The following is a 24660-nucleotide window of genomic DNA, read 5'->3' as shown; positions in this document are numbered from 1 at the left end:
TGGGTCCGTGCGACAGGGTAGCCGCGGGCGCACCGGTGCTCCGCGCCCGTGCGCTAGGTTCGCCTGACCGCACGCACGAGGGGGATCTGTCGATGGGTGAGCCGGACGACCAGCTGGTGACGTCACCGCTGCACGCCCAGCACGAGCGGCTGGGGGCGCGGTTCGCCGCCTTCGGCGGCTGGTCCATGCCGCTGGAGTACGCCGGCGGCGGGGTGCTGGCCGAGCACGCCGCGGTGCGCTCCCAGGTCGGCGTCTTCGACGTCTCCCACCTCGGCAAGGTGCGGGTCGCCGGCCCGGGTGCGGCGGCGTTCCTCAACCGCTGCCTGACCAACGACCTCGACCGCGTCGGTGCCGGTCAGGCGCAGTACACGCTGCTGTGCCGCGAGGACGGCGGCGTGGTGGACGACCTGATCGCCTACCGCCACGGCGACGACGACGTCTTCCTCGTCCCCAACGCCTCCAACACCCCGGCCGTGGTGGCCACCCTCCAGGCGCTGGCCCCGGAGGGGGTGCAGGTCCTCGACCAGCACCGAGACCTCGTCGTGGTCGCCGTCCAGGGTCCGCGCTCGGACGAGGTGCTGGCCACCGCCGGGCTGCCGGTCGGGCACGACTACATGCGCTTCGTCACCGCCGAGCTGGCCGGGACCTCGCTGACCGTGTGCCGCACCGGGTACACCGGCGAGCGCGGCTACGAGCTGGTGGTGCCGGCCGCGGCCGCCGGGCCCGTCTGGGAGGCCGTGCTGGCCGCCGGCGAGCCCTACGGCATCCAGCCCGCCGGGCTGGGCGCCCGGGACACGCTGCGCACCGAGATGGGCTACCCGCTGCACGGCCAGGACATCTCAGCGGAGATCACCCCCGTCCAGGCCGGGCTCGGCTGGGCGGTCGGGTGGGCCAAGCCGGAGTTCCTCGGCCACGCGGCGCTGCGTGCGGAGAAGGAGGCCGGTCCGGCCCGACGCCTGCGCGGCCTCCGGGCCCGCGGTCGCGGCATCCCGCGCGCCGGGATGGACCTGGTGGACGGCGAGGACGTCATCGGCACCGTCACCTCCGGCACCTTCAGCCCCACCCTGAAGACCGGCATCGCGCTGGCCCTGGTGGACGCCTCGATCCCGGTCGGCAGCGACGTCGAGGTGCAGGTGCGGCACCGCCGCGAGACCTTCGCGATGGTCAAGCCGCCGTTCGTGCAGCCCGGCGTCCGCGAGCTCTGAGGCCGCCCTGGTCGCCGCCGTCCGGGCGGCGCACACTGGGGGAGTGGACTGGATGGCGTGGCTGCGTCGTCGTCCCCGGCGCGCCCCCGACCCCCTGGGCGCAGACCCCCTCGACGCGCTGGTCCCCTGGGAGGACCCCCTCACCGCCGAGCTGGACGCCCGCCGCGAGCAGCTGCTGCTGGCCCGGCTCGGCGTGCTGCAGCGCCGCGGGGTCCCGATCCGGGTGGTCAGCGCCGCCCCCGTCGCCGGCGCCGTGCGCCTCGGGTTCGCCGACGGCACCTTCCTGCTGGTCCGCACGACCGGTCGCTCCCACGGCCTGGCCTCCGCGCTGCTGCTGCGGGCTCGTTCGGTGCGGGTGAGCGAGCACTGGTCCGACGGGCCAGGACCGATGGCCCGGCTGTGCTGGGGCGACAACGCCGTCGACGTCGTGGTGCTCGGGCTGGACCAGCCGGACTAGCGAGCCGGCCGCGGGATCAGCCGGCGGCCAGACCCATCGGCCCGTAGACCAGCCGGTCGTCCTCGTAGAGGCTCACCGCGTCCACCCCGAGGTCGGCCAGGTCCGCCCAGCTCTCCGCGAGCCAGGCCTCCGCCTCCCCCTGGCTGGGGAAGCTGGTGGTGCCGCCCGCCTCCTCGAAGCCGCGCCGGGTCCCCTCCTCGGGGTGCGGCACCCAGTGCCAGCCGTGCTGCACCCGCCGACCCGTCAGTAGGAGTCGCCGCGGGACACGACGGGCTTGGGCAGCCGCATCCGCCGGATCTGGATCATCCGGTTCATGCCGTACATCTTCAGGCCACGCTCGATCGGGATCCCGCGCTCCTCGGCGATGCGGCGGTAGCGGCGCCACATCAGCACGAAGTCCCCGATCACCAGGGCGATGAAGAGGTACATGGCGAGGGTCGAGAAGAGCACGATGCGCGGGAAGATCGAGCCGAGGAAGGTCGACATCACGATCACCAGCAGCGCGGGAAGCAGCAGCTGGCCCAGGCTGAACCGGGCGTCGACGTGGTCGCGCATCAGGGTCTTGGCCGGGGTGTTGTCCCGGGCCGCCATCTGCGCGATCCGGGTCCGCCGGTTGGCGTCGGCGGCACGGCGCCGGGCCTCCTTCTTGCTGATCGACGGGTTCAGCCGCTCCCGGCGGGCCGCCTCCGCCTCGCGCCGCGACGGCGTCGGCCGGGCCTTGGGGGCGTTGCGGACGCGCTCGGCGGCCGCCTGCTCGGGGGTGGGGGCGGGGGCCGGGGTCACCGGCGGCGGCGCCTTCTTGGTGCGCGGCGTCATGGGCACCGCCGCGGGCCTGCTCGTGCTCGGTGGTGCCGATGCGTCCAGGCGCGGCGTCGTCGTCGGCTGCTCCGAGCCGTCCTCGCTGCGCTGCGGGTCGTGCTTGTAGGGGCGGAAGAGTGCCACGCCTCACCTCGTGTCGACAGTCCCCCGAAGGCCTCGGGGGTAGGGGCATCCTCTCAGGGTTCGACCCCCATTTCCCAATCACGGCCCTGAAACCGACACCCGGCGGGTGCCGGTGGGTGGGCTGTGCGCCTACATTGGACGGCACGGGATCTCTACGACCGTCCAGGAAGGACACCCTGTACCGATGAGCGGCATCTTTCAGCGCCTGAACACCATCTTCCGCGCCAAGGCCGACAAGGCACTGGACAAGGCGGAGGACCCGCGCGAGACCCTGGACTACTCCTACCAGCGCCAGCTGGAGCTGCTGCAGAAGGTGCGCCGGGGTGTGGCCGACGTGGCCACCAGCCGCAAGCGCGTCGAGCTGCAGGCGGCCCAGCTGAACACCCAGATGGACAAGCTGAACGTCCAGGCCAAGCGCGCCCTCGAGGCGAACCGCGAGGACCTGGCCCGCGAGGCCCTGACCCGCAAGAACGGGGTCGCCCAGCAGCTGTCCGACCTGCAGACCCAGCACGCGCAACTCCAGGGCGAGGAGGAGAAGCTCGTCCGCGCCAGCCAGCGGCTGCAGGCCAAGGTCGACGCCTTCCGGACCCGCAAGGAGACCATCAAGGCCACCTACTCCGCCGCCGAGGCGCAGACCCGCATCAACGAGGCCTTCAGCGGCATCGGTGAGGAGATGGGCGACGTCGGCATGGCCATCCAGCGCGCCGAGGACAAGACCGCGCAGATGCAGGCCCGTGCCGGGGCGATGGACGAGCTGCTGGCCAGCGGGGTGCTGGACGACCCCACCACCGGCCCGAACGACGACATCACCCGCGAGCTGGACGCCCTGGCCTCCACCTCCCAGGTCGAGGACGAGCTGGCGGCCATGAGGGCCTCGCTCGGCACCGGCCGCAGCGCGTCGGCCCCGGCCATCGAGAACGCGCCCCAGGGCGAGGCCCGGCCGCAGCAGCAGGGCGGGTTCGAGACCTACCAGGCACCGAGCACCCAGCCGGCTCCCGGGCAGGAGGGGCTGCGATGATCGTCCGGATCCTGAACGAGGGCCAGTGGACGCTGGACGAGAGCGCCTTCGCGGCCCTCAACGCCCACGACGAGGAGATCGAGACCGCCGTCGACAGCGGTGACGAGACCGAGCTCACCCGGGCCCTGACCGGGCTGCTGGCCGAGGTCCGCCGGGTCGGCACCCCCGTCCCCGACGACTCCCTGGCCGACTCCGACCTGATCCTCCCCGACGCCGAGGCGACCCTGCACGAGGTGCGGGAGTGGCTGGCCGACAACACCTCCGGTGAGGGGCTCATCCCCGGCTGAGCACGTCCCACCCGACGAGACCCGGCTGCCGCCGACCCCTGCGGGGGTCGGCGGCAGCGTCGTCCCCGGCCCTACTGGGCCAGCGGCAGCACCGTCGCCCCCGGCAGCCGGCCGAGCACCGCGCCGGGCACGAAGAGCTTCGAGCGGCGCAGCCCTGAGCCGATCACCACCTCGGCCTCCGCGACCACGCCCTCGTCCACCAGCAGCGGCCAGTCCCCGGGCAGGCCCACCGGGGTGATCCCGCCGTACTCCATGCCGGAGCCGCTGGTCGCCTCCTCGTGGGCGGTGAAGCTGATCTTGCGGACGTCCAGGTGGCGGCGGACGGCCCCGTTGACGTCCGCCCGGCGGCTGGCCTGCACCACCACCGCGGCCGGGCGCAGCTCACCGGCCCGCTTCCCGGTGACCAGCACGCAGTTGGCCGAGGCCTCCAGCGGCAGGTCGAAGGCGCGGCAGAGCGCCTCGGTGTCGGCCAGGGCGGGGTCGATCTCGGCGACCTCGAACCGGGCGGCGGTGTCGGCGTCGAGGGACCGGAGAGCACGCAGGGTCGGCTCGGCCAGGAGGTCGGGGCGGGTCAGGGCGGGGACGCGGTCGAAGGTGGTCACCGGTCCTTCCTACCTCCTCCGCCCCGTCGCCGGTGGTCGCGTCCGCTCCGACGCCCCCGGGATCAGCCGGGCGCCGCGACCAGCTCGACCAGGTGGCCGTCGAGGTCGGCGAACGTGGCGGCGTACCCCCAGGGCTGCTGGCCCGGTTCCGACACCACCTCGGCCCCGGCCGCGCGGGCCCGCGCGAGCAGGCGGTCGACCCCCTCCGGGTCGTCCACGGGGAGGGTGACCAGGCACTCGACGGTGCCGGGCGCGGCCACGGTGCGCCCGCCGGTCACCCAGCCGAAACCGCCGGTGGGGACCAGCATCAGCCGACAGCCCTCGGTGAGCTCGACCTCGAGCGGTTCGGGGACCCCGTCATCGGCGAGCGGTCCGGGGGTGGGCAGGCCGAGGCCCGCGCCGTAGAAGGTGTGCGCGGCGGAGCGGTCCGCGGTGGGCAGGGCGATCACGACGTGTCGGGTCATGCCTGGGTGGACCCGTCGGAGCCGGCCGGCTCATCGGGCTGATCCGCGTCCCGTCGCCGCGGTGGGAGGATGGGCGGGTGAGGGTCCTGGTGGCGAGCGCGGGGGTGGCCGGGATCGCGGCCGCCGAGGCCGGTGGTGCGGTGGCCCGCGGCTGGCTGCGGGCGGCGCCGGGCAGCGAGCTCGTGGTGGTCCCGCTGGCGGCCGGTGGGCCGGACCTGGTCGCGGCCGCCGCCTACCTGTGGCGTGCCGACGTCGCCCTGCTGGCCGACGACGACGCGGTGCTGGTGACGGCCCGGGCCGGGGGAGGCGTCGTGGTCGCCCCCGAGACCCCGCCGGGCCCACCGCCCGCCCTGGAGGACCGTCCGGGGAGCCACCTGCTGGGACGGGCCCTCGCGGCGGTGCTGGCCGACCGCCCGGCCCCGCGCTCGGTGGTGCTGGACCTGACCTCGGTGTGGTCCCACGACGCCGGGCGGGGTCTGCTGGACGAGCTCGGCGGTCTCGGCGCGGCGCGCGAGCGGCTGGCCGGGACGAGGCTGGTGGCGGTGGTGGCGCCGGGGGAGACCACGACGGCGCTGCTCGGGCTCCGCGGCACCACGGCGCTGCGCGGCCACGCCACGGCCACGACCCCCGACCAGGCCCTGCTGGTCGAGCTGGACGCCGAGCTCGAGCGCTTCGCCCGTGAGCAGGCCCCTGAGGTGGTCGGCGTCCGCGGCGCCGGCGCGGCGGGGGGCTGCGGCTTCGCCGTGCTCGCCCTCGGCGGGTCGCTGGTCACCGGCACGGACTGGCTGGCGGAGGAGGCCCACCTGCAGCAGACGGTCGCGGCCGCCGACGTCGTGGTGACCACGTGCACCGGGTTCGACTTCGCCCACCGCGGCGGGCCGGAGGTGCAGGCGGTGGCCGGCTGGGCCGCGGCGACGTCCCGGCCGTGCGTGGTGCTGGCCGGTTCGGTGCAGATCGGCGCCCGCGAGACCCGGCTGATGGGTGTGGAGTCCGCGCACGCCCTCGGGCCCGTCCCGCTGGTCGGTCAGGAGCCCGTGGTGGACCCCGACGGCCTGGAGGCACTCGCCCTTCGCGTCGGGCGCTCGTGGGCGGTGGGGTCGTCGGCCGGCCGCTAGCCTCCCCTCCATGACGTTCAACCCCGACTCCGACATCCGCGGCGGCCGCGTCAGCAAGCGCGGTCGCAACGTGGGGATGGGGGTCGGCGGCGGCAGCATCGGGGTCGTGCTGGTGGTGCTGCTGATCTCCCAGCTCACCGGCGTCGACCTCACCGGCGTGGTGCAGGGCGGCGGCGGGGCCGGGCCGGCCCCGGTCGAGGACCAGGCGCTGGAGCGGTGCCTCACCGGCGAGGACGCCAACGCCGACGTCGACTGCCGGATGCAGGCGGCGGCGACGTCGCTGGACGACTTCTGGGCCACCCAGCTGGACGGCTACACCGCGCCGGAGATGGTGCTGTTCAGCCAGTCCGTCAGCACCCGCTGCGGCAACGCCACCAGCGCCGTCGGCCCCTTCTACTGCCCGCCGGACCAGACGGTCTACATCGACACCTCCTTCTACGACGAGCTCCGCTCCCGCTTCGGGGCCTCGGCCGGCCCGCTGGCCCAGCTCTACGTCGTGGCCCACGAGTGGGGGCACCACATCCAGGAGCTCACCGGCACCATGGACCAGCTGGACCGCAGCCGGACCGGGCCGACCTCGGACGGCGTCCGGCTGGAGCTGCAGGCCGACTGCTACGCCGGGGCCTGGGTGGGCGCCGCCTCCACCATCACCGACGACCAGGGCCGGACCCGGCTGGAGCCGGTGACCGAGGACCAGCTCCGCGACGCCATCGACGCCGCCGAGGCCATCGGCGACGACCGGATCCAGCAGCAGACCCAGGGCCAGGTCCAGCCCGAGACCTGGACGCACGGCTCCAGCGAGCAGCGGGTCACCTGGTTCCAGCGCGGCGTGTCCCAGGGGGTCGGGGCCTGCGACACCTTCTCCGCCAGCGACGCCGAGCTCGCCGGTTGACCCCACCCGCCGTCCACGGTGCCGGCGGTTGGCCGGCCCCGCGCGGGGCCGTAGACTGCAGGAACAGATTCGGATCGACTCGTGTTGGCCCAGACGGAGCCGACCTCGACCGCTACGGAGCGTGACATGACCACTACCGACGTGAACGCCGGGACCACCACCACCGAGACCCCCGAGGGTGTCGCCCTGACCGACGGCGCCGCCACCAAGGTGCGTGCGCTGCTGGCCGGTGCCGAGCGCGACGACCTGGCCCTGCGCATCGCCGTCCAGCCCGGCGGCTGCTCGGGTCTGCGCTACCAGCTCTTCTTCGACGAGCGCGAGCTCGACGGGGACGTCCGGGCCGACTTCTCGGGTGTGAATGTCGTCACGGACCGGATGAGCGCGCCCTACCTGATGGGGGCCACCATCGACTTCGTCGACACCATCGAGAAGCAGGGCTTCACCATCGACAACCCCAACGCCACGGGCTCCTGCGCCTGCGGTGACAGCTTCAACTGAGCTCCTCGACGACGCCCCCGGACCCCAGGTCCGGGGGCGTCGTCGCGTCCGGGGGAGGCCCTGCGGACGAATGCCGGGTGACGGTGCCCGACTCCCTTCGCACCCCGTGCTCCCGGCGTGGCCGGGCCGGGATCGTGCGTTAGGGTTGCCGGGCGTGATGGGTCGGTCCCGACCCGGAGGACGGAAGGGTGTGACGTGGGTCTGAGGAGCACGGCTCGACCTGGCCGCTGGGCGCGGGTCGCCCTGGCCGCGGTCGGCACGGCGACGCTGCTGAGCGGGTGCAGCGCGGAGACGACGGAGCAGTGGCGTCGGCTCGGCATGCCCGTACCGGCCAGCGACCGGGCCCCCTTCGTGGGCGACTTCTGGAACGGCAGCTGGATCGCCGCCCTGGCGGTCGGTGTCTTCGTCTGGGGCCTGATTGGCTACGCCGGCATCCGGTACCGCCGTCACCGCCGGGCCTCCGGCACCGACGCCCCCCGGCAGAGCCGCTACAACCTGCCGATGGAGATCCTCTACACCCTCACCCCGCTGCTGATCGTGGGTGTCCTCTTCGTCTTCACCGTCCAGACCCAGAACAAGGTGCTGGCCGGCAACTGGGACGGCGACGAGGCCTCGGCGCAGCAGGGCGAGTCCCTGGAGACCGCCCGGACCATCGACGTGGTCGGCCAGAAGTGGTCCTGGACGTTCAACTACCGCGAGTCCCTCAGCCAGGGCGGCGGCACCGACGTCTGGGAGTCGGGCACCATCAACTCCTCGCCCGACCTGTACCTGCCGGTCGGGGAGTCGGTGCGCTTCAACCTGACCTCCCCCGACGTCATCCACTCCTTCTGGGTCCCGTCCTTCTACTTCAAGATGGACGTCATCCCGGGCAAGCCGAACAGCTTCACCATGACGCCCACGCAGGAGGGCGAGTTCATCGGCAAGTGCGCCGAGCTCTGCGGCACCTACCACGCGGCGATGATCTTCAAGGTGCACATCGTCAGCGCCGAGGAGTACGAGGCCTACCTCCAGGGCCTCGAGGCCCGCGGCAACGTGGGCACGAACTACGGCAGCCAGACGGTGGTTGCTCCCAAGCTCGCGCCCCAGGAGGGCGAGGCGTCAGGAGAGGGTGAGGGCGAATGAGCGTCGCGGAACGGGTGGCTGGTGAGTCCACCGTCGTCCCCGAGCGGGCGAGCCGACGGCTGGGGGCGATGGTCTGGCGCTGCCTGACCACCACCGACCACAAGCTGATCGGCAACATGTACTTCGCCGCGTCGCTGGTGTTCTTCGCACTCGGCGGGCTGCTGGCGCTGGGCATCCGCGCGGAGCTGGCGTTCCCGGGTCTGCAGTACCTGCAGTACGAGCGGTACAACCAGTTCTTCACGATGCACGGCACGATCATGCTGCTGTTCTTCGCGACGCCGATGTTCTCCGCGTTCGCGAACGCGATCATGCCGCTGCAGATCGGGGCGCCCGACGTCGCGTTCCCGCGGCTCAACGCCTTTTCCTTCTGGCTCTTCCTGCTCGGCGGCCTGGTGGCCTGCTCGGGCTTCCTGAGCCCCGACGGCGGCGCCGGCTTCGGCTGGACGGCCTACGTCCCGCTCAGCGACGGCGCGAACTCCCCGGGGGTGGGGGCCGACCTCTGGATCGTCGGGCTCTACATGAGCGGTCTGTCCTCGATCCTCGGCTCGGTCAACTTCATCACCACCATCTTCACGATGCGGGTGCCCGGTCTGACCATGTTCCGGATGCCCATCTTCACCTGGAACATCCTGGTCACCTCGATGCTGGCGATCATCGCCTTCCCGGTGCTCGGTGTCGGCCTGCTGGTCCTGCTCAGCGACCGCAACCTCGGCACCCACGTGTTCGACGCGGCCAACGGCGGTCCGCTGCTGTGGCAGCACATGTTCTGGTTCTTCGGCCACCCCGAGGTCTACATCGTGGCGCTGCCGTTCTTCGGCATCATCACCGAGATCCTCCCGGTGTTCAGCCGCAAGCCGGTCTTCGGCTACGTCGGACTGGTCGCCGCCACCCTGGCCATCGGTGTGCTGTCGATGGCGGTGTGGGCCCACCACATGTTCGTCACCGGGGCGGTCAACCTGCCGTTCTTCTCCTTCATGACGTTCCTCATCGCGGTGCCCACCGGGGTGAAGTTCTTCAACTGGATCGGCACGCTCTGGGGCGGGTCGATCACGTTCGACACGCCCATGGTGTGGGCCTTCGGCTTCCTCACCACGTTCCTCTTCGGTGGTCTGACCGGCATCATCCTGGCCAGCCCGCCGCTGGACTTCCCGGTGTCGGACACCTACTTCGTGGTCGCGCACTTCCACTACGTGCTCTTCGGCACCATCGTGTTCGCGACGTTCGCCGGCTTCTACTTCTGGTGGCCCAAGTTCACCGGCAAGATGCTCAACGAGCGGCTGGGCAAGATCCACTTCTGGATGACGATGATCGGCTTCCACGTCACCTTCCTCGTCCAGCACTGGCTGGGTGCGGCGGGCATGACGCGGCGCTACGCCGACTACCGTCCCGAGGAGGGCCTGACCTTCCTCAACCAGGTCTCCACCTTCGGCTCCTTCGTGCTGGCCCTGTCGTTCCTGCCCTTCATCTGGAACGTCTGGATCACCCGCCGCGCCCCGAAGGTCGTCGTGGACGACCCCTGGGGCTGGGGACGCTCGCTGGAGTGGGCCACCTCGTGCCCGCCGCCGCGGCACAACTTCGAGAAGCTCCCGCAGGTCCGCTCGGACTCGCCGGCCTTCGACCTGCACCACCCCGAGATCGCCCTCACCGAGTACGCCGCGGTGGGTGCCGACGCCGACGAGCTGATCGACGCCGGTGCCGACGCGGGTCGTGTCGGTGAGCTGAAGAACCGGGTCGAGGGGACGTCACCCGACAGCACGCTGCCCGGTGCGAACTCCTACGCCAAGGGGGAGGAGCGCTGATGGACGCGCTGAAGAAGCCGCTGGTCCAGGAGTCCGCCTGGTTCGGGGTCCTCGGTGTCGGCTACATCGTCTGGTCGCTGGTGATGTGGCTGGTGCTGGGCACCGAGATGACGAAGTGGCCGGCCGTGCTGGCTGCCGGGCTGTCCTCGCTGGCGCTCGGCCTGACCTTCCTCGGTCTGGGGCTCAAGAGCGACGGCGGTCCGTTGGCCCTGCTCGCGGAGCTGCGGATCTTCGTGGTCCTGGAGCTGTTCTTCCTGGCCGTCATCCCGGTCTACTGGGTGCTCAGCCTGGAGATCACCGGCTCGGTGGCCCTGGTGCTGACCTTCGGCCTGTCGACCATGCTGCTGGCCTACCTGCTGGTCACGGCGCTCAAGCACGACGAGCGTCCGGAGGACCGGCTCGAGGCCGACATCGTGGAGGGCGCCGGCGAGCTCGGGTTCTTCCCGCCGCGGAGCGCCTGGCCGGTGGTCTGCGCGGTGATGCTGATGATCACCCTCCTCGGCCCGGTCTTCGGCTGGTGGCTGACCATCCTCGGTATGGGCCTGGGTCTGTGGGCCATCGCCGGCTGGGTCTACCAGTACTACAAGGGCGACTACGCGCACTGAGCGCCGACCACCCGGACGCAGCAGCGGGGCACTCCTTCGGGGGTGCCCCGCTGTCGTGCGTCCGGGTGGGTTCCGCGCCGTGGCGGCGGTCGCCCCGTCTCGACGCCCCGGGGACGCGTGACGCCGGCTGCCGCCTGGGGTCAGGAGGCGTAGCGGGCTGCCGAGCGCGCCCGCGCCTTGGCAGCCTCCTCCTCGCGGTTCTTCGCCGGTGCCGAGGTGGTCAGCTCCTCCAGCAGGTGCTCGGTGATGTGGGCGATCTCGTGCACGGCCCGTTCGAAGGCCGCGGCGTTGGCCTGGGACGGCTTGGTGGTGCCGGCCACCTTGCGGACGTACTGCAGGGCGGCGGCGTGCACCTCCTCCGACGAGGCCGGGGGCTCGAAGTTGTGCAGGGTCCGGATGTTGCGGCACATGCGCTCACTGTAGGACGCACGCAGCCCGTGCGGGACCCCTCAGGGGTGTTCTGGCCGCTCACGCGCCCCGCGGCGTCCAGCCCGTCCGCGGGAGCGCAGCGGGCTCACCAGCTGGCGTGCAGCGGACGTCCCTCGTCGTAGCCGGAGCGGGACTGGACGCCGACCACGGCCAGCTCGGCGAACTCCGCCAGCGAGCGGGCGCCGACGTAGGTGCAGCTGGAGCGGACGCCGGAGGTGATGAAGTCCAGCAGGTCCTCCACGCCTGGACGATCCGGGTCGAGGTACATCCGCGAGGAGGAGATGCCCTCCTCGAACAGGCCGGCCAGCGCGCGGTCGTAGCCCGAGGCGCTCCTGGTGCGGTTCTTGACCGCGCGCGCCGAGGCCATCCCGAAGGACTCCTTGTAGCTGCGGCCCTGGGCGTCGCTCAGCAGGTCCCCGGTGCTCTCGTGGGTGCCGGCGAACCAGGAGCCGATCATCACCGAGCCGGCCCCGGCGGCCAGGGCGAGGGCGATGTCGCGGGGGTGGCGCACCCCGCCGTCGGCCCAGATCGAGCGGCCCAGCGCCCTGGCCGCCTCGGCGCACTCGAGCACGGCGCTGAACTGCGGGCGTCCGACGCCGGTTTGCATCCGGGTGGTGCACATCGCACCCGGGCCGACGCCGACCTTGACGACGTCCGCGCCGGCCTCGATCAGGTCCCGGGTGCCCTGCGCGGTGACCACGTTCCCGGCCACCAGCGGCACCCGGTGCCCGTCGGTGGCCGCGGCCTCGCGCACCGCGTGCACGGCCGCCAGGGCGCTCAGCATCTTCTCCTGGTGGCCGTGGGCGGTGTCGACCACCAGCACGTCCACCCCGGCGGCCAGCAGCTGCTCCGCCCGTCCGGCGACGTCGCCGTTGATGCCCACCGCCGCGCCGACGCGGAGCCGTCCCTGCCGGTCCAGCGCGGGGGAGTAGATGCCCGCGCGGAGGGCGCCGCGGGCGGTCATCACGCCCACCAGCGCGCCGTCGTCGTCGACGGCCACGGCGACGTCCTGGTGGCTGCTGGCCAGGGCGTCGAAGATCTCGCGCGGGGTGGTGGAGGTGGGCACGGTCAGCAGGTCGGTGCTCATCACCTCGTGGGCCTGGGCGAACCGGTCCGACCCGGCGGCCTGGTCCGGGCGGACGACACCCACCGGGCGGCCGTCGCGCACCACCACGGCCAGACCGTGGGCCCGCTTGGGGATCAGGCTGAGCGTCTCACCGACCGTGGTGCTGGGGTCCACCAGCACCGGGGTGTCGAAGGCCACCGGGGCCGCCTTCACCTTGGTCACGGCCTCGGCCACCACGTCGGCGGGCAGGTCCTGGGGGATGATCGCCACCGCGCCGCGGCGGGCCACCGTCTCGGCCATCCGGCGACCCGAGACCGCCGTCATGTTGGCCACCACGATGGGCAGCGGCGTGGCCGTGCCGTCGGTGCTGGTCAGGTCGACGTCGTGGCGCGAGGTCACCGCGGAGCGGCTGGGCACCATGAAGACGTCGTTGTAGGTGAGGTCGGTGGTCGGCTCGTTCAGGAAGCGCACCCGCCCAGCCTAGGTGAGCAGCGCGCCGCCTAGACTCGCGACCATGGCAGAGCAGACAGCCCAGGGGTCCTACGTCGAGGCGGGGGAGTTCAAGCGCGACACGAACTACGTGCCGACCCGGATCACCCGTGACGGCGCCGACGGGTTCACCCCCGAGGCCGGGCGCTACCGCCTCGTGGTGGCCCGTGCCTGCCCGTGGGCGAACCGGGCGGTCATCGTCCGGCGGCTGCTCGGGCTGGAGGACGCCATCTCGATGGGGATGTGCGGCCCCACCCACGACGCCCGCAGCTGGACCTTCGACCTCGATCCCGGGGGCAGGGACCCGGTGCTGGGCTACGAGCGGCTGCAGGAGGCCTACCTCGCCCTCGACCCCGACTACCCCAAGGGGATCACCGTGCCGGCCCTGGTGGACGTCACCACCGGGAAGCTGGTCACCAACGACTACCCGCAGATGACGCTCGACCTCTCCACCGAGTGGGGCGACCTGCACCGGGAGGGCGCCCCGGACCTGTACCCCGAGGCCCTGCGGGACGAGATCGACGAGATGGCCTACCGCAACTTCACCGAGGTGAACAACGGGGTGTACCGGTGCGGGTTCGCCGGCTCCCAGCAGGCCTACGACACCGCCTACGACCGCCTGTTCACCCGGCTGGACCACCTGGAGGAGCACCTGAGCACCCGGCGCTACCTGGTGGGGGACACGGTCACCGAGGCCGACGTGCGGCTGTTCACCACCCTGGTCCGCTTCGACGCCGTCTACCACGGCCACTTCAAGTGCAACCGCCAGAAGCTGGTGGAGATGCCGGTGCTCTGGGCCTACACCCGGGACCTGTTCCAGACCCCCGGTTTCGGTGACACCACCGACTTCGTGCAGATCAAGCAGCACTACTACCTGACCCACACCGACATCAACCCGACCCGGATCGTGCCGAAGGGGCCCGACGTCCGCGGCTTCCTCACCCCGCACGGTCGAGACGAGCTGGGCGGGCGTCCGTTCGGTGACGGCACCCCGCCCGGCCCACCGACGCCGGACGAGGTCGTCCCGGCAGAGAACTGGGTCCCGACCGCCTGAGCGGTCGGGACCCGGTCCGCCGGTCCTCAGACCAGCTCGACGCCCATGGCCTCGGCCAGCCGCCGCTGGGTGGCGGCCTCGTCACGGCGTCCCTGGCGCTCCAGCGTCCGGACCATCATCAGCCGGGCGTAGGGCTCGGTCGGGTCCTGGTCCAGGACGTTCTGCAGCTCGCGGCGCGCGGGCTCCAGCAGCGCGGCGTGGAAGTGGCTGCGGGCCAGCAGCAGCCGCGCGCTCAGGTGGCTGGGGTTCTGCGCGACCACCAGGGCCAGCTGCTCGCCGGCGCCCCGGTAGTCGCGCTCCGCGAAACGCCTCTCGGCCATCGCGAACCTCATGGCGGTCAGGTCGTCCATCATCTCGCCCTCCTCACGGGTCGGTCCGCCCTCACGGGTCGGTCCGCCCGCTGCAACGGCCCGACCACCGGCCTTGTTCCCCGCCCCGGGAACGGGGCTGGAGGGTGCCGCCGACGAGGGGCTGGTCCGCACCGCCCGGGACGCAGCAGGGGCCCGGGACCAGTGGTCCCGGGCCCCTGCTGGGCCATCAGTGCTGTCAGCGCTGGTCGCCGTCACCGTCCTGCGTGGTGACGTCGTCCTGCGCGGTGTCGCCGTCCTTGCCGCCGGTCAGCGCCGGCCGCCGGGACTCCTCGATCTCGTGCCCGTCCGACCCATGCCCCTCCAGGGAGTGGTCGGCTGCGTGGTGCGCGGCCGCCTCGAGCTCGGCCCGGGTGGGCTTGGACATGTTGTCGCCGTAGAACCAGCGACGCGCCTTCTTCTGACGCTCGCTGACGCCCTCCTCGTCCTCCAGCGCCGGGTACTCGTTGTGCGAGATGAGGGTGTAGGCCTCACCGTCGGCGATCGGCAGGTGGTCCTCGGAGTACCCACCCACCGGGGAGCGGTTGATGATGCCGGACTCGCTGCCGTGCAGCAGCCGCTCCTGGTCGACCCGCTGCAACGCGATGCAGATCCGCTTGGTGATGATGAACGCCAGCACCGGGGCCACGAACACCGCCACCCTCAGGATCAGCGAGATCGCGTTCAGCGAGAGCCGGAACTGGGTGGCCAGGATGTCGTTGCCGCCACCCAGCATGAACATGATGAAGCAGGTGATGCCGGCCACGCCGAAGGCGGTGCGGGTGGCGTTGGTGCGCGGCCGCTCGAGCAGGTGGTGCTCGCGCTTGTCCCCGGTCAGCCAGGCCTCGACCCAGGGGTAGACGCCGAGGATGACGAACAGCAGGGTCAGCAGGAAGACACCGGGCAGCAGCACGTTCCAGGACCAGGTGGTCGAGCCCCAGTGGGACTCCCAGCCCGGCATGATGCGGACCGCACCCTCGACCCAGCCCATGTACCAGTCAGGCTGGGAGCCGGCGGTCACCTGCGAGGGGTTGTAGGGGCCGTAGCTCCACACCGGGTTGATCTGCATGAACGCGCCCATCAGGGTGGTCACGCCGAACACGATGAAGAAGAAGCCACCGGCCTTGGCCATGTAGACCGGGTACAGCGGGTAGCCGACGACGTTCTTGTCGGTGCGCCCGGGTCCGGGGTAGTGGGTGTGCTTGTGGTAGACGAGCAGGGCCAGGTGCGCGGCGATCAGCGCCAGCAGGAGGCCCGGGACCAGCAGGATGTGCACCATGTAGAGCCGGCTGATGATCAGCGTGCCCGGGAACTCCCCGCCGAAGATGAAGAACTCCGCCCAGGTGCCGATCACCGGGATCGACCGGACCAGGCCGTCGACGAAGCGCAGACCGGTTCCCGAGAGCAGGTCGTCGGGCAGCGAGTACCCCGCGAAGCCCTCGATCACCCCCAGCCCCAGCAGGGCCACACCGATCACCCAGTTGATCTCACGGGGCTTGCGGAACGCGCCGGTGAAGAAGACGCGGAGCATGTGGGCGAACATCGCCGCGACGAACAGCGTCGCGGACCAGTGGTGCACCTGCCGCATCAGCAGACCGCCGCGGATGTCGAAGCTGATGTTAAGCGTCGACTCGTAGGCCTCGGACATGGCCAGCCCGCGGAGGAGCTGGTAGCTGCCCTCGTACTCGATCTCGGCCATCGACGGCTTGTACCAGATGGTCAGGAACACGCCGGTGACCAGGAGGATGACGAAGCTGTAGAGCGCGATCTCACCGAGCAGGAACGACCAGTGGTCGGGGAACACCTTGCGCAGGAAGAACTTGCCGAGACCGGCGGCGCCGACGCGCTCGTCGGCCCACGTGGCCGGACCGGCTGCCTTGCGGAGCACCGGTCCGGGCGTACGTCCGGCCTCCGGGGCCGCGACCGTGCGCTCCTCGGACAACGTGGCTGGCTTGGCCATCAGCTGTCACCCTCCTGGTAGTCGTTGCGGGAGTCCCGCTCGAAGTAGCTGGGCCCGACCGGCACGGTGAAGTCGCTGATGGCGATCAGGTAGCCCTCCTCGTCGGTGGTGATCGGCAGCTGAGGCAGCGAACGTGCTGCCGGGCCGAAGACGACCACTCCGGAGTTGCCGAGGTCGAAGGTCGACTGGTGGCAGGGGCAGAGCAGGTGGTGCGTCTGCTGCTCCCACAGCGAGATCGGGCAGCCCACGTGGGTGCAGATCTTGGAGTAGCAGAGGATCCCGTTGACCTGCCAGCTGGTGCGCGAGGCGGGGATCTTGATGGAGTTCGGGTCCATCCGGACCACGATGATGGCGGACTTGGCCTTCTCGACGAGGACCTCGTGGCCGTGCAGCTCGGTGATGGTCGCGGGCTCGGCGTTGACCAGCTGACCGATCTCGAGGTCCGCGGCCAGGATGGGCTCGTAGGTCACGTCGTTGACCAGCCGGACGCCGGGGCCCCAGATGGTCTTCTCGATGGTCTCCGCGCGCAGGGCGCGGGTGGGCCAGGGGCCGAGGTCGGCCAGGGTCACGACCGCCGGCACCAGGAGGATGCCGAGCGCGCCCAGCAGGCTGCGCCCGATCAGCTTGCGGCGCTGGAGGCCGGACTCGTCGAGGCCCTGGTAGACGATCTCGATGGCAGCGGCGCGCGTCTCGGCGCTCGAGGCGGCGGTGTGGCGCTCCTCGGTGATCTCGTTGTCCACCATCAGCAGACGGCCCCACTGGACGGCACCCACACCGACCAGGAGGATCGCCATGCCCAGGGTGAAGCCGAGCAGCACGTGCTGGGCCAGGTAGTGGTTGCTCCCGAGGTCGATGTAGAGGGTCTCGGGGACGGCGAAGTAGATCACCACGAAGGCGATCGAGAACACGGGGACCAGGGCGAAGCAGCCGACCACGAAGCGGTAGGCGGCGTTGCCGGCGTCGGTGTCGACGTCGGTCCAGCGGGGCGGTTCGTGCTCCACCCCGGGGTTGTCGACGGGGTACCGCTCGTCGTCGGAGCGGACTCCTGCGCGGTCGAGCTCGGTGGACCTCTCGGCGGTGCTCACTTGCTGCGTGCTCCCTTCGAGGCGATCCAGACGGCGAACAGGGACAGGCCACCGATCCCGATGATCCAGCCCCACAGACCCTCCGACACCGGGCCGAGGCCGCCGAGGGTGAGACCCCCGCTGGGCTCCTGCTGCAGCGTCTCGAGGTAGGCGATGATCTGGCGGACGTTCTCGTCGCTGATGGTGGACTCGGCGAAGACGGGCATCTGCTGGGGACCGGTGCGCAGCGCCTCGTGGATGTGCTTGGGGGTGACGCCCTCCAGGGCGGGGGCGTACTTGCCGTTGGGCAGTGCGCCACCGGCGCCGGTGAAGTTGTGGCAGGCCGAGCAGTTGGTGCGGAACAGCTCGCCGCCGGCAGCGATCTCCTCGGCGGTCAGACCCGCGGGGTCGTACTGCTCGGGGGAGGGGATCTCGGGGCCGGGGCCCAGGCTGGCCACGTAGGCGGCCAGCGCGTCGATCTCCTCGCGGCTGTAGGTGACCTCGTGCTGGGGTGCCTGCTCGGCGGGCTGGGCCATCGGCATCCGCCCGGTCTCGACCTGGAAGTCCACCGAGGCGGCACCCACGCCGACCACGGACGGGCCCTCGCTGCTGCCCTCGCCGTTCAGGCCGTGGCAGGAGGCGCAGCCGACGGCGAAGAGCTGGCGCCCCTCCTCGACCTGGGTCGAGGTGCCGGTGTCGGCGCTGGACTGCTGCTCGGGGACCGCGACGGAGTACAGGCCACCCATGAGGAAGAGGGCGGCGACGAGCAGCAGCGGCTTCACCGCCTTGTGGCGTCTCCTGGAGGAGAGGAACTTCACGGGGTCAACCTTCCTGGTCTGCTGCTGGTGACGTGGTTTCCGGCCTGCGGGGCGCTGCGGACGCATCACTGCAGGAAGTAGATGACGGCGAACAGGAGGATCCAGACGACGTCGACGAAGTGCCAGTAGTACGACACGGCGACGGCGGCGGTGGCCTGCTCGTGGGTGAAGGTGCGGGCCAGGTAGGTGCGTCCCAGCAGGAACAGGAAGGCCACCAGGCCGCCGGTGACGTGCAGCCCGTGGAAGCCCGTGGCCAGGAAGAACACCGACCCGTAGACGTCGGAGGACAGCGTGAGGCCCTCGGAGAAGAGCATCGCGTACTCGTAGACCTGGCCGCCGATGAAGATGGAGCCCATCACGAAGGTGGCCATGAACCACTCGCGCAGGCCCCAGCCGCCGATCTTCCACAGCGGACCCGTGCGCTTGACCCGGCTCTGGCCGTGCTCGACGGCGTTCACCCCGAGCTGGCAGGTGACCGAGGAGGCCACCAGGATCGCGGTGTTGATGATGGCGAACTCGACGTTGAGCATCCCCGCGCCGTGCTCCCAGACGCTGGTCGCCACGCCGGCGGCCTCGGCCTGGGCGTTGGTGACGCTCCGGGTCGTGAAGTAGGCGGCGAAGAGGCCGCCGAAGAACAGCAGCTCCGAGGCCAGCCAGACGATGGTGCCGACCGCGACGGCGTCGGGTCGACCCGGCGTCCCGGTCAGCCGCGAGCGCGCGATCGGGTGCAGGCTCCCGTGCGGGACGCCGGCGGCTGGGGAGGATGTCGAAGTGGCCACGGGGTCATCATGCCAACAACCGCCGACGGTTTCACTCCGCGGGGGGCCACGATCCGGTGACGATGGCCACTCTGCTCCTACGCGGCGTCATAGACGAACCCCCCGCGCTGTCCTACAACGCGTCGTGGACGCCACCCCCGCCGGCTCGGACGCCTCCGTGGCACGGTGCCCGGCGGGCGCTAGCATGCCGAGCACAGCCCGACCGACCGCGACGCACTCCCGGCGAGGAACAGATGGCAGACCCGCACCCCGGCAGCACCGCCCCCACGCCCCTGCGCGTCGTGGTCTACTCCGACGACCGCACCACCCGCGAGCAGGTCCGGCTCGCCCTCGGCAGCAGGGTGGCCGTCGACCTCCCGCCGGTGGCGCTGGTCGAGGTGGCCACCCAGGTCGCGCTGGTGAACGCGGTCGACGCCGGCGGGGTGGACCTGGTCGTGCTGGACGGGGAGGCCACACCGGCCGGTGGGCTCGGCATGGCACGCCAGCTCAAGGACGAGGTGGCCAAGTGCCCGCCGCTGCTGGTGCTGGTCGCGCGCCAGCAGGACGCCTGGCTGGCCACCTGGTCGGGCGCGGACGCCGCGCTGGCCTACCCGCTGGACCCGGTGCGCCTGCCCGAGGTCGCCGCGGGGCTGCTGCGGGCCTCGCTGGCCGGCACCGGCTCCTGACCACCACCCGACCGGAGACCCGATGAGCCGACCCGCGCCCTCTGCCGCACCCACCTGGCCGGCCCTGATCACCGACCTGGTGCAGGGTCGTGACCTCGTCGCCGCGCAGGCACGCTGGGCGATGGGGGAGATCCTCACCGGCCAGGCCACGCCCGTGCAGGTCGCCGGCTTCGTGGTGGCGCTGCGGGCCAAGGGGGAGACGGTCGAGGAGCTGGCCGGGCTGTCGGCGGCCCTGGTGGCCGAGGCCACCCCGATCGACCTCGGCGGCGGGCTGGTCGACGTGGTGGGCAGCGGTGGGGACCGGGCCAACACGGTCAACGTCTCCACCATGGCCGCGCTGGTGGCCGCCGCGGCCGGGGCCCGGGTGGCCAAGCACGGCAACCGGGCCGCGAGCTCGGCCTGCGGCACCGCGGACGTGCTCGAGGAGCTGGGGGTGGTGCTCGACCTCAGCCCCGAGCAGCAGGTGCAGGTGCTGACCGAGGTCGGCATCGTCTTCCTCTTCGCCCCGCGCTACCACCCGGGGCTCCGTCACGCCGGACCGGTGCGCCGTGAGCTGGGTGTGGCCACCGCCTTCAACTTCCTCGGCCCGCTGAGCAACCCGGCGCGCCCGGGCGCGCAGGCCCTCGGGGTGGCCGACCTCCGGATGGCCGGGCTGGTGGCCGGCGTGCTGGCCGAGCGCGGCACGTCCGGGCTGGTCTTCCACGGCGACGACGGCCTGGACGAGCTCACCACCACCACCGACTCCACCGTGTGGCTGATCCGCGGCGGCCGGTCCGCCCGGGTGGACTTCGACCCCCGCACGCTGGGCCTCGCCCGCAGCACGCCGGAGGCGCTGGTCGGTGGGGACGCGGGCGTCAACGCGCAGGTGGTGCGCGACCTGGTGGCGGGGGAGTCCGGACCGGTGCGCGACATCGTGCTGCTGAACGCCGCCGCCGCCCTGCTGGCCGCCGACGGCCCCGACCCCGACCGCGACCTGGCCGGCCAGCTGGAGGAGCCGCTGCGGCGGGCGACGAGCGCGGTCGACTCCGGCGCCGCCGCCGACCTGCTGGCGCGCTGGGTGGAGGCCACCCGGTCCGTCGCCGGCCCCTGACCTCAGCCGGCGCCGAGCAGCGCGGCCAGCAGCGGCCCCGCCACCAGGGCGGGGCCGTAGGGCATCGCCCCGGGGCGACGCGACACCCGGCGCAGCACCGCGACCACGGCGCCCAGCGACGTCCCCAGCAGCAGACCCCACCACCAGCCGAGCTCCCCCATCGAGCCCGCCGCCATCCCCACCAGGGGTGCCAGTCGGACGTCGCCGAAGCCGATGCCTCCCCGGGAGAGCCGCCACACCAGCCACAGCAGCGCGCCGGCGGCCAGTGCCCCGAGCACCGCCACCAGGACGGCGCGCGGCGGGGCGACGACGAGCGCCACCGCGGTCGAGAGCACGCCCAGCGCCCAGCCGGCCCACGACAGCGGCCGCGGGATCCACGTCGTGCGGGCGTCCACCACGGCGCTGGCCACCCCGGCGGTGAGCAGCGGCCACCACAGCGGCCACGACGGCGCCGGGACGGCCAGCAGCACCACGGCGGTGCCCGCACCGGCCGCGGCCAGGTGCAGCAGCACCGTGGAGGGACGAGCCAGCCGGGCGTAGCCGGGGCCGCTGCCGTCGGTGGTCACCGGCTCGGGCAGCCGACGCAGCACCGGCGGCAGCAGCACCACCGCGACGACCGCCAGCAGCACGGTGGTCGCACCAAGCCAGACCGTCACGCGCGCCTCCTGTCCCTCGCCCCTCAGGCGGCCACCGGCTCCAGCCCCCGGGCGCTCCACAACGCCTCGGCCAAGAGTGCCGTGAGCTCGGTGCAGCACCCGGGCGGCCCCTCCAGCAGGGCGAGCACCTCCGGCTGGGGGACCTGGAGCCAGGCCGCCAGCTCCTCGGTGCCCACCCCCGCCGACCGGAGCTCGCGCAGGCGCCGCGGTACCTCACCGGCGACGACCCGGCGGTGCCGCAGACCCTCGACCGAGCGCGGGGTCAGCTCCAGCAGTCGACGGGCCGCCTCGGGGTGCAGGCGCTTGAGCGGGCGCCCGCCGCGACCGTGCAGCAGGGCCCGCACCAGGGTCGGCTCGACGCCGGCGGCCAGGGCCAGGGCGCGCCACGGCACACCGGTGCTGCGGCTGAGGTGACGCAGGTGGGCGCGGAAGGGGGTGGCCAGCACCCAGTGGGCGTCCCTGTCCGCGCCGAGGCTGCGCAAGGTGGTGGTGGTCGTGGACATCGGCTCCTCCTGTGGGTGGTCTCACTGGAGAAAGCCGTTCCGGGTCCCTGGGCATGAGCCGGGAGCGTGAAGATCTTCCGGGTCCGGACGCAGCACGCCCCCGGTGACCGTGGTCACCGGGGGCGTGCGGGTCTGGACCCAGCGGTCAGCGCTGGGCCTTGGTGAAGCCGGCGGCCTCGGCCGCGGCCTCGTCGGCGAACCAGACGTCGGCGATGGTGCGCTCGTAGCCACCGCTCTCGACGGTGTGGTACTTCATCGAGCGCTCGTTGCCCTTGACGGTGAAGTCCGCCGGCGGCTCGGCACCCACGTAGGCGTTGGAGCCGTACCGGCCGGCCGCGTCACCCGCGAGGGAGTCGACCCGGTCCACGGACTCGGCCGGGGTCTCGCCGGAGGGGGTCTCCGAGGTGGCGGCGGCGATCGCCTCCTCCGCGGTGCTCGGCTGGGAGTCCGCCGGCTCGGCCGGCTTCTCCGCCGGGGTGGCGGTGGTGGTGGTCGAGCCGCTGTAGGGAGCGCTGGGCTGGTAGGTCTCCCACCCGGAGTCCTTCGGGCCGAAGAACTTCTTGAAGGCCACGTAGCCGACCCCGAGCAGGGCGGCGACCAGGGCGATGCGCCGGATCACACGACCCACGCCACCCTTCTTCTCCTTCTTCGGCTGCGGGAGCTCGAGCTCGCCCTTGAGGGCGGCCATGGTCGCAGCACCCCTGGAGGTGGCGGTGCGGGCGACGTCGCTGTCCGCGGCGCGCTCCAGCACCTCGCTCAGCCGGGGCAGCAGGTCGTCCTGCACCTTGCCGCGCGCGCTCTCCACCGCAGGGGACACGAACTCCCTGGCGTCGCTGAGCACCGGGGCGAGGGCGTCCACGGCCTGGTGCGCGGCAGCCGCGCTCCGGGCCTTCGCCTGCTGGGCCAGCGGGCCCACCCTGTCGCCCGCCGCCTCGACGTACGGGGACAGCGAGTCCACGTAGTCGGAGATGGCGTCGACCGCCTTCTCGACGGCGTCGGCTCCACGTTCTGCGGCCGTGTGAGTTGTCTCTGCGGCGGCGCGCAAGACCTTCGCTTTCTTGCGTGACACGTTTCCTCCGAAGGGTCGTTCGTTCTCTCCACACTGGAGTCCGTCCACCCTAGCGGCCGGTCGGTCACCGCCGCCGGGCGCACCGGCCCTGGAGCGGGCGTGACAGGATGGACGGCGTCCCGCGCCGGCACGACCGGCGCCCATCTCGACGAAAGGCACCCCGTGGGCCAGACCGCGACCCTGCACACCAACCTCGGCGACGTCCGCATCGAGCTCTTCGACCAGCAGGCGCCGAAGACGGTGGCCAACTTCGTGGGCCTGGCGAACGGCACCCAGGAGTACCGCGACCCGGAGACCGACGAGAAGACGACGGGCCGCTTCTACGACGGCCTGACCTTCCACCGGGTGATCGACGGGTTCATGATCCAGGGCGGCTGCCCGCTGGGCACCGGCACCGGCGGCCCGGGCTACACCTTCGCCGACGAGTTCCACCCCGAGCTGAGCTTCTCCAAGCCGTACCTGCTGGCCATGGCCAACGCCGGTCCGGGCACCAACGGCTCGCAGTTCTTCATCACCGTGGGCCCCACCCCGCACCTGAACCGCAAGCACACGATCTTCGGCGAGGTGGCCGACCAGGCCAGCCGCGACGTGGTCGACGCCATCGCCTCGGTGCGCACCGGCCGGATGGACCGTCCCGTCGAGCCCGTGGTCGTCGAGTCGGTCGAGATCTCCTGAGCCCTGGGTGAGCGACACGACGCGCCCGCCGGTGCAGGAGCCGGCGTTCCGGCCCTGCTACCGGCACGCCGACCGGTTGACCGGCATCGCCTGCCAGCGGTGCGGTCGGCCGATCTGCAACGAGTGCATGGTCGAGGCCTCGGTGGGGTTCCAGTGCCCCGGGTGCGCCCGGCGCGCCCTGCCGGGTGCCCGCACCCCGCGCACCCGGACCGGGGCGCGTCTCGGGGGCGCCGGCGGGCCCCTGACGGCCTACTCCGCCGCCGCGATCCTGGTCGGGGTCAAGGTCGTGGTCGGTCTGGCCGACCTGGTCAGCGGCATCGAGTCGCAGCTGTACTCGGTCAACGTGCTGGTGGCCCAGGGTGAGGTGTGGCGGCTGGTCACCCACTCCTTCACCTCCGGCAGCCTGTTCAACCTCCTGATCAACGCGCTCTTCCTGTTCCTGGTCTGCCGCTCCATCGAGGCCGAGGTGGGACGGTGGCGGATCATCGCCGCCTACCTGCTGTCGGGCTTCGGTGCCGCTGCGGTGGTCTTCGCCCTCGGTCCGCCCGCGGCCGGGCTGTTCGGCGGTCTGACCGCGTTGCTCGGGCTGCTGGCCATGAACGCCGCGCTCAAGTTCCGCCGCTCCGAGGACGTCAAACCCGACCTGGTCTTCCTGGCGATCCTGGTGGGCTTCAACCTGGCCCTGGGCGGCATCTTCAGCATCGGCGGGTCCTCGGGCCTGCAGGCCGTGGCCGGTCAGGTGCTGGGCATCCTCGGTGGCGTCGCCTTCGGCGCCGCGGTCGGGCTGATCTGGACCTGGGGACCGCGCCAGGGCCGGGTCCGCCGGCAGGTCCTCGGCCTGCTGGGTCTGACCGGGGTGGGCGTGCTCCTGGTCGCCGGCCGGTTCCTCGTCGGCTGAGCCCGAGCGTCTCGCCGGGCTCGCCACGCTGCCGGTCCCCCGGGCGCTTCACCTGTGCGACCGCCGGCCGGGCGGGACACGCCCGTGGGACG

The 24660-nt window shown here is 72.4% G+C and carries 29 protein-coding genes; 15 read left to right on the top strand and 14 right to left on the bottom strand.

The genetic code is table 11. From position 1 onward, the window contains the following. Window positions 1-92: 92 nt before the first annotated feature. Both gcvT and BLT52_RS18530 read left to right on the top strand, forming a co-directional pair. The gene (gene gcvT, locus BLT52_RS18535; RefSeq protein ID WP_090595581.1) at window positions 93-1205 is read left to right on the top strand and encodes a glycine cleavage system aminomethyltransferase GcvT; all 1113 of its coding nucleotides are present in this window, start codon (window positions 93-95) and stop codon (window positions 1203-1205) included. Window positions 1206-1248: 43 nt separating this feature from the next. Next, a complete protein-coding gene (locus tag BLT52_RS18530; protein WP_157677213.1) occupies window positions 1249-1662 on the top strand; it encodes a hypothetical protein in 414 nt (137 codons plus the stop codon). A 16-nt stretch (window positions 1663-1678) separates the two neighbouring features. On the opposite strand, the gene BLT52_RS18525 is transcribed toward BLT52_RS18530, so the two are convergent. After that, window positions 1679-1894, bottom strand: a complete 216-nt coding sequence (locus tag BLT52_RS18525) for a hypothetical protein (RefSeq protein WP_197679105.1) — start codon at window positions 1892-1894, stop codon at window positions 1679-1681. A gap of 11 nt (window positions 1895-1905) precedes the next feature. Then, on the bottom strand, window positions 1906-2604 hold the full coding sequence (locus BLT52_RS18520; RefSeq protein WP_090595578.1) for a DUF3043 domain-containing protein: 699 nt from the start codon (window positions 2602-2604) through the stop codon (window positions 1906-1908). 184 nt (window positions 2605-2788) lie between these two features. On the opposite strand from BLT52_RS18520, the gene BLT52_RS18515 reads away from it, so the two are divergent. After that, window positions 2789-3622, top strand: coding sequence for a PspA/IM30 family protein (locus BLT52_RS18515; RefSeq protein ID WP_090595576.1), 834 nt, complete (start codon window positions 2789-2791; stop codon window positions 3620-3622). Then, window positions 3619-3909 carry a PspA-associated protein PspAA gene (gene pspAA, locus BLT52_RS18510; RefSeq protein ID WP_090595575.1) on the top strand — a complete coding sequence of 97 codons (291 nt, stop codon included), beginning with the start codon at window positions 3619-3621 and terminating at the stop codon, window positions 3907-3909. Before BLT52_RS18515 ends, pspAA begins: the two co-directional genes overlap by 4 nt. 71 nt (window positions 3910-3980) lie before the next feature. On the opposite strand, the gene BLT52_RS18505 is transcribed toward pspAA, so the two are convergent. Together BLT52_RS18505 and BLT52_RS18500 are read right to left on the bottom strand one after the other, a co-directional pair. Next, complete coding sequence (locus BLT52_RS18505; RefSeq protein WP_090595573.1) at window positions 3981-4511, bottom strand: YbaK/EbsC family protein; 531 nt, start codon at window positions 4509-4511, stop codon at window positions 3981-3983. Window positions 4512-4573: 62 nt separating this feature from the next. Then, window positions 4574-4975 carry a VOC family protein gene (locus BLT52_RS18500; protein ID WP_172804076.1) on the bottom strand — a complete coding sequence of 134 codons (402 nt, stop codon included), beginning with the start codon at window positions 4973-4975 and terminating at the stop codon, window positions 4574-4576. 77 nt (window positions 4976-5052) lie between these two features. Between BLT52_RS18500 and BLT52_RS21760 the strand changes: the two genes are divergently transcribed. From BLT52_RS21760 to BLT52_RS18470, 6 genes are all read left to right on the top strand, one after another. Continuing rightward, window positions 5053-6090 (top strand): glycerate kinase, encoded by a 1038-nt coding sequence (locus BLT52_RS21760; protein WP_157677212.1) that lies wholly within the window; start codon window positions 5053-5055, stop codon window positions 6088-6090. A 10-nt stretch (window positions 6091-6100) separates the two neighbouring features. Then, on the top strand, window positions 6101-6982 hold the full coding sequence (gene ypfJ, locus BLT52_RS18490) for a KPN_02809 family neutral zinc metallopeptidase (protein WP_090595570.1): 882 nt from the start codon (window positions 6101-6103) through the stop codon (window positions 6980-6982). Window positions 6983-7108: 126 nt separating this feature from the next. Continuing rightward, a complete protein-coding gene (locus BLT52_RS18485) occupies window positions 7109-7480 on the top strand; it encodes a HesB/IscA family protein (RefSeq protein WP_090595568.1) in 372 nt (123 codons plus the stop codon). Window positions 7481-7675: 195 nt separating this feature from the next. Then, the gene (gene ctaC, locus BLT52_RS18480; RefSeq protein WP_407922611.1) at window positions 7676-8602 is read left to right on the top strand and encodes an aa3-type cytochrome oxidase subunit II; all 927 of its coding nucleotides are present in this window, start codon (window positions 7676-7678) and stop codon (window positions 8600-8602) included. Beyond that, window positions 8599-10401: an aa3-type cytochrome oxidase subunit I gene (gene ctaD, locus BLT52_RS18475; protein ID WP_090595566.1), complete on the top strand. Its 1803-nt coding sequence runs from the start codon at window positions 8599-8601 to the stop codon at window positions 10399-10401. The genes ctaC and ctaD overlap by 4 nt, the downstream gene beginning before the upstream one ends. After that, complete coding sequence (locus tag BLT52_RS18470) at window positions 10401-11006, top strand: cytochrome c oxidase subunit 4 (RefSeq protein WP_231946393.1); 606 nt, start codon at window positions 10401-10403, stop codon at window positions 11004-11006. Before ctaD ends, BLT52_RS18470 begins: the two co-directional genes overlap by 1 nt. Before the next feature lie 140 nt (window positions 11007-11146). Here BLT52_RS18470 and BLT52_RS18465 read toward each other — a convergent pair whose 3' ends face one another. Both BLT52_RS18465 and BLT52_RS18460 read right to left on the bottom strand, forming a co-directional pair. Beyond that, the gene (locus BLT52_RS18465; protein ID WP_090595565.1) at window positions 11147-11416 is read right to left on the bottom strand and encodes a DUF2277 domain-containing protein; all 270 of its coding nucleotides are present in this window, start codon (window positions 11414-11416) and stop codon (window positions 11147-11149) included. A gap of 104 nt (window positions 11417-11520) precedes the next feature. Next, complete coding sequence (locus BLT52_RS18460; protein ID WP_231946670.1) at window positions 11521-12921, bottom strand: GuaB1 family IMP dehydrogenase-related protein; 1401 nt, start codon at window positions 12919-12921, stop codon at window positions 11521-11523. A gap of 94 nt (window positions 12922-13015) precedes the next feature. On the opposite strand from BLT52_RS18460, the gene BLT52_RS18455 reads away from it, so the two are divergent. After that, the gene (locus BLT52_RS18455; RefSeq protein ID WP_090595562.1) at window positions 13016-14044 is read left to right on the top strand and encodes a glutathione S-transferase family protein; all 1029 of its coding nucleotides are present in this window, start codon (window positions 13016-13018) and stop codon (window positions 14042-14044) included. Between the two features lie 26 nt (window positions 14045-14070). On the opposite strand, the gene BLT52_RS18450 is transcribed toward BLT52_RS18455, so the two are convergent. The 5 genes from BLT52_RS18450 to ctaE all read right to left on the bottom strand — a co-directional run bounded on the left by BLT52_RS18450 (window position 14071) and on the right by ctaE (window position 19012). Further along, window positions 14071-14397: a tetratricopeptide repeat protein gene (locus BLT52_RS18450; protein WP_090595560.1), complete on the bottom strand. Its 327-nt coding sequence runs from the start codon at window positions 14395-14397 to the stop codon at window positions 14071-14073. A 193-nt stretch (window positions 14398-14590) separates the two neighbouring features. After that, window positions 14591-16351 (bottom strand): cytochrome bc1 complex cytochrome b subunit, encoded by a 1761-nt coding sequence (gene qcrB, locus BLT52_RS18445; RefSeq protein WP_090595559.1) that lies wholly within the window; start codon window positions 16349-16351, stop codon window positions 14591-14593. Continuing rightward, complete coding sequence (gene qcrA / locus BLT52_RS18440; RefSeq protein WP_090597086.1) at window positions 16351-17466, bottom strand: cytochrome bc1 complex Rieske iron-sulfur subunit; 1116 nt, start codon at window positions 17464-17466, stop codon at window positions 16351-16353. The genes qcrB and qcrA overlap by 1 nt, the downstream gene beginning before the upstream one ends. Then, window positions 17433-18233, bottom strand: coding sequence for a cytochrome bc1 complex diheme cytochrome c subunit (gene qcrC, locus BLT52_RS18435; protein ID WP_090595557.1), 801 nt, complete (start codon window positions 18231-18233; stop codon window positions 17433-17435). The genes qcrA and qcrC overlap by 34 nt, the downstream gene beginning before the upstream one ends. Before the next feature lie 65 nt (window positions 18234-18298). Next, a complete protein-coding gene (ctaE, locus tag BLT52_RS18430) occupies window positions 18299-19012 on the bottom strand; it encodes an aa3-type cytochrome oxidase subunit III (RefSeq protein WP_172804075.1) in 714 nt (237 codons plus the stop codon). 233 nt (window positions 19013-19245) lie between these two features. On the opposite strand from ctaE, the gene BLT52_RS18425 reads away from it, so the two are divergent. Both BLT52_RS18425 and trpD read left to right on the top strand, forming a co-directional pair. Then, window positions 19246-19677 carry an ANTAR domain-containing protein gene (locus BLT52_RS18425; protein WP_090595555.1) on the top strand — a complete coding sequence of 144 codons (432 nt, stop codon included), beginning with the start codon at window positions 19246-19248 and terminating at the stop codon, window positions 19675-19677. Window positions 19678-19699: 22 nt separating this feature from the next. Continuing rightward, window positions 19700-20767 (top strand): anthranilate phosphoribosyltransferase, encoded by a 1068-nt coding sequence (trpD, locus tag BLT52_RS18420; RefSeq protein WP_090595554.1) that lies wholly within the window; start codon window positions 19700-19702, stop codon window positions 20765-20767. Window positions 20768-20769: 2 nt separating this feature from the next. Here trpD and BLT52_RS18415 read toward each other — a convergent pair whose 3' ends face one another. From BLT52_RS18415 to BLT52_RS21290, 3 genes are all read right to left on the bottom strand, one after another. After that, complete coding sequence (locus BLT52_RS18415) at window positions 20770-21423, bottom strand: prepilin peptidase (RefSeq protein ID WP_157677211.1); 654 nt, start codon at window positions 21421-21423, stop codon at window positions 20770-20772. 23 nt (window positions 21424-21446) lie between these two features. Then, a complete protein-coding gene (locus BLT52_RS20985; protein ID WP_157677210.1) occupies window positions 21447-21926 on the bottom strand; it encodes a hypothetical protein in 480 nt (159 codons plus the stop codon). Between the two features lie 145 nt (window positions 21927-22071). After that, a complete protein-coding gene (locus tag BLT52_RS21290; RefSeq protein ID WP_157677209.1) occupies window positions 22072-22971 on the bottom strand; it encodes a sunset domain-containing protein in 900 nt (299 codons plus the stop codon). Window positions 22972-23157: 186 nt separating this feature from the next. Here BLT52_RS21290 and BLT52_RS18405 point away from each other — a divergent pair, with 186 nt between their 5' ends. Both BLT52_RS18405 and BLT52_RS18400 read left to right on the top strand, forming a co-directional pair. Further along, window positions 23158-23670, top strand: coding sequence for a peptidylprolyl isomerase (locus tag BLT52_RS18405; protein ID WP_090595549.1), 513 nt, complete (start codon window positions 23158-23160; stop codon window positions 23668-23670). Between the two features lie 7 nt (window positions 23671-23677). Further along, entirely contained in the window at window positions 23678-24568 is an 891-nt protein-coding gene (locus tag BLT52_RS18400; RefSeq protein WP_157677208.1) for a rhomboid family intramembrane serine protease, read from the top strand. Window positions 24569-24660: the final 92 nt, after the last annotated feature.

Source organism: Auraticoccus monumenti (assembly GCF_900101785.1).
GTDB lineage: Bacteria > Actinomycetota > Actinomycetes > Propionibacteriales > Propionibacteriaceae > Auraticoccus > Auraticoccus monumenti.
This window is presented reverse-complemented; position numbering and strand designations above follow the sequence as displayed.

Excerpts from the sequence above, each read along its gene's own strand:
- BLT52_RS18470 (WP_231946393.1), top strand. The coding sequence starts at position 10,401 with ATGGACGCGCTGAAGAAGCCGCTGGTCCAGGAGTCCGCCTGGTTCGGG.
- qcrB (WP_090595559.1), bottom strand. The coding sequence starts at position 16,351 with ATGGCCAAGCCAGCCACGTTGTCCGAGGAGCGCACGGTCGCGGCCCCG.
- BLT52_RS18425 (WP_090595555.1), top strand. The coding sequence starts at position 19,246 with ATGGCAGACCCGCACCCCGGCAGCACCGCCCCCACGCCCCTGCGCGTC.
- BLT52_RS18450 (WP_090595560.1), bottom strand. The coding sequence starts at position 14,397 with ATGATGGACGACCTGACCGCCATGAGGTTCGCGATGGCCGAGAGGCGT.
- BLT52_RS18455 (WP_090595562.1), top strand. The coding sequence starts at position 13,016 with ATGGCAGAGCAGACAGCCCAGGGGTCCTACGTCGAGGCGGGGGAGTTC.
- BLT52_RS18465 (WP_090595565.1), bottom strand. The coding sequence starts at position 11,416 with ATGTGCCGCAACATCCGGACCCTGCACAACTTCGAGCCCCCGGCCTCG.
- BLT52_RS18485 (WP_090595568.1), top strand. The coding sequence starts at position 7,109 with ATGACCACTACCGACGTGAACGCCGGGACCACCACCACCGAGACCCCC.
- BLT52_RS18500 (WP_172804076.1), bottom strand. The coding sequence starts at position 4,975 with ATGACCCGACACGTCGTGATCGCCCTGCCCACCGCGGACCGCTCCGCC.
- gcvT (WP_090595581.1), top strand. The coding sequence starts at position 93 with ATGGGTGAGCCGGACGACCAGCTGGTGACGTCACCGCTGCACGCCCAG.
- BLT52_RS18515 (WP_090595576.1), top strand. The coding sequence starts at position 2,789 with ATGAGCGGCATCTTTCAGCGCCTGAACACCATCTTCCGCGCCAAGGCC.
- BLT52_RS20985 (WP_157677210.1), bottom strand. The coding sequence starts at position 21,926 with ATGTCCACGACCACCACCACCTTGCGCAGCCTCGGCGCGGACAGGGAC.
- ctaD (WP_090595566.1), top strand. The coding sequence starts at position 8,599 with ATGAGCGTCGCGGAACGGGTGGCTGGTGAGTCCACCGTCGTCCCCGAG.
- BLT52_RS18460 (WP_231946670.1), bottom strand. The coding sequence starts at position 12,921 with ATGGTGCCCAGCCGCTCCGCGGTGACCTCGCGCCACGACGTCGACCTG.
- trpD (WP_090595554.1), top strand. The coding sequence starts at position 19,700 with ATGAGCCGACCCGCGCCCTCTGCCGCACCCACCTGGCCGGCCCTGATC.
- pspAA (WP_090595575.1), top strand. The coding sequence starts at position 3,619 with ATGATCGTCCGGATCCTGAACGAGGGCCAGTGGACGCTGGACGAGAGC.
- ypfJ (WP_090595570.1), top strand. The coding sequence starts at position 6,101 with ATGACGTTCAACCCCGACTCCGACATCCGCGGCGGCCGCGTCAGCAAG.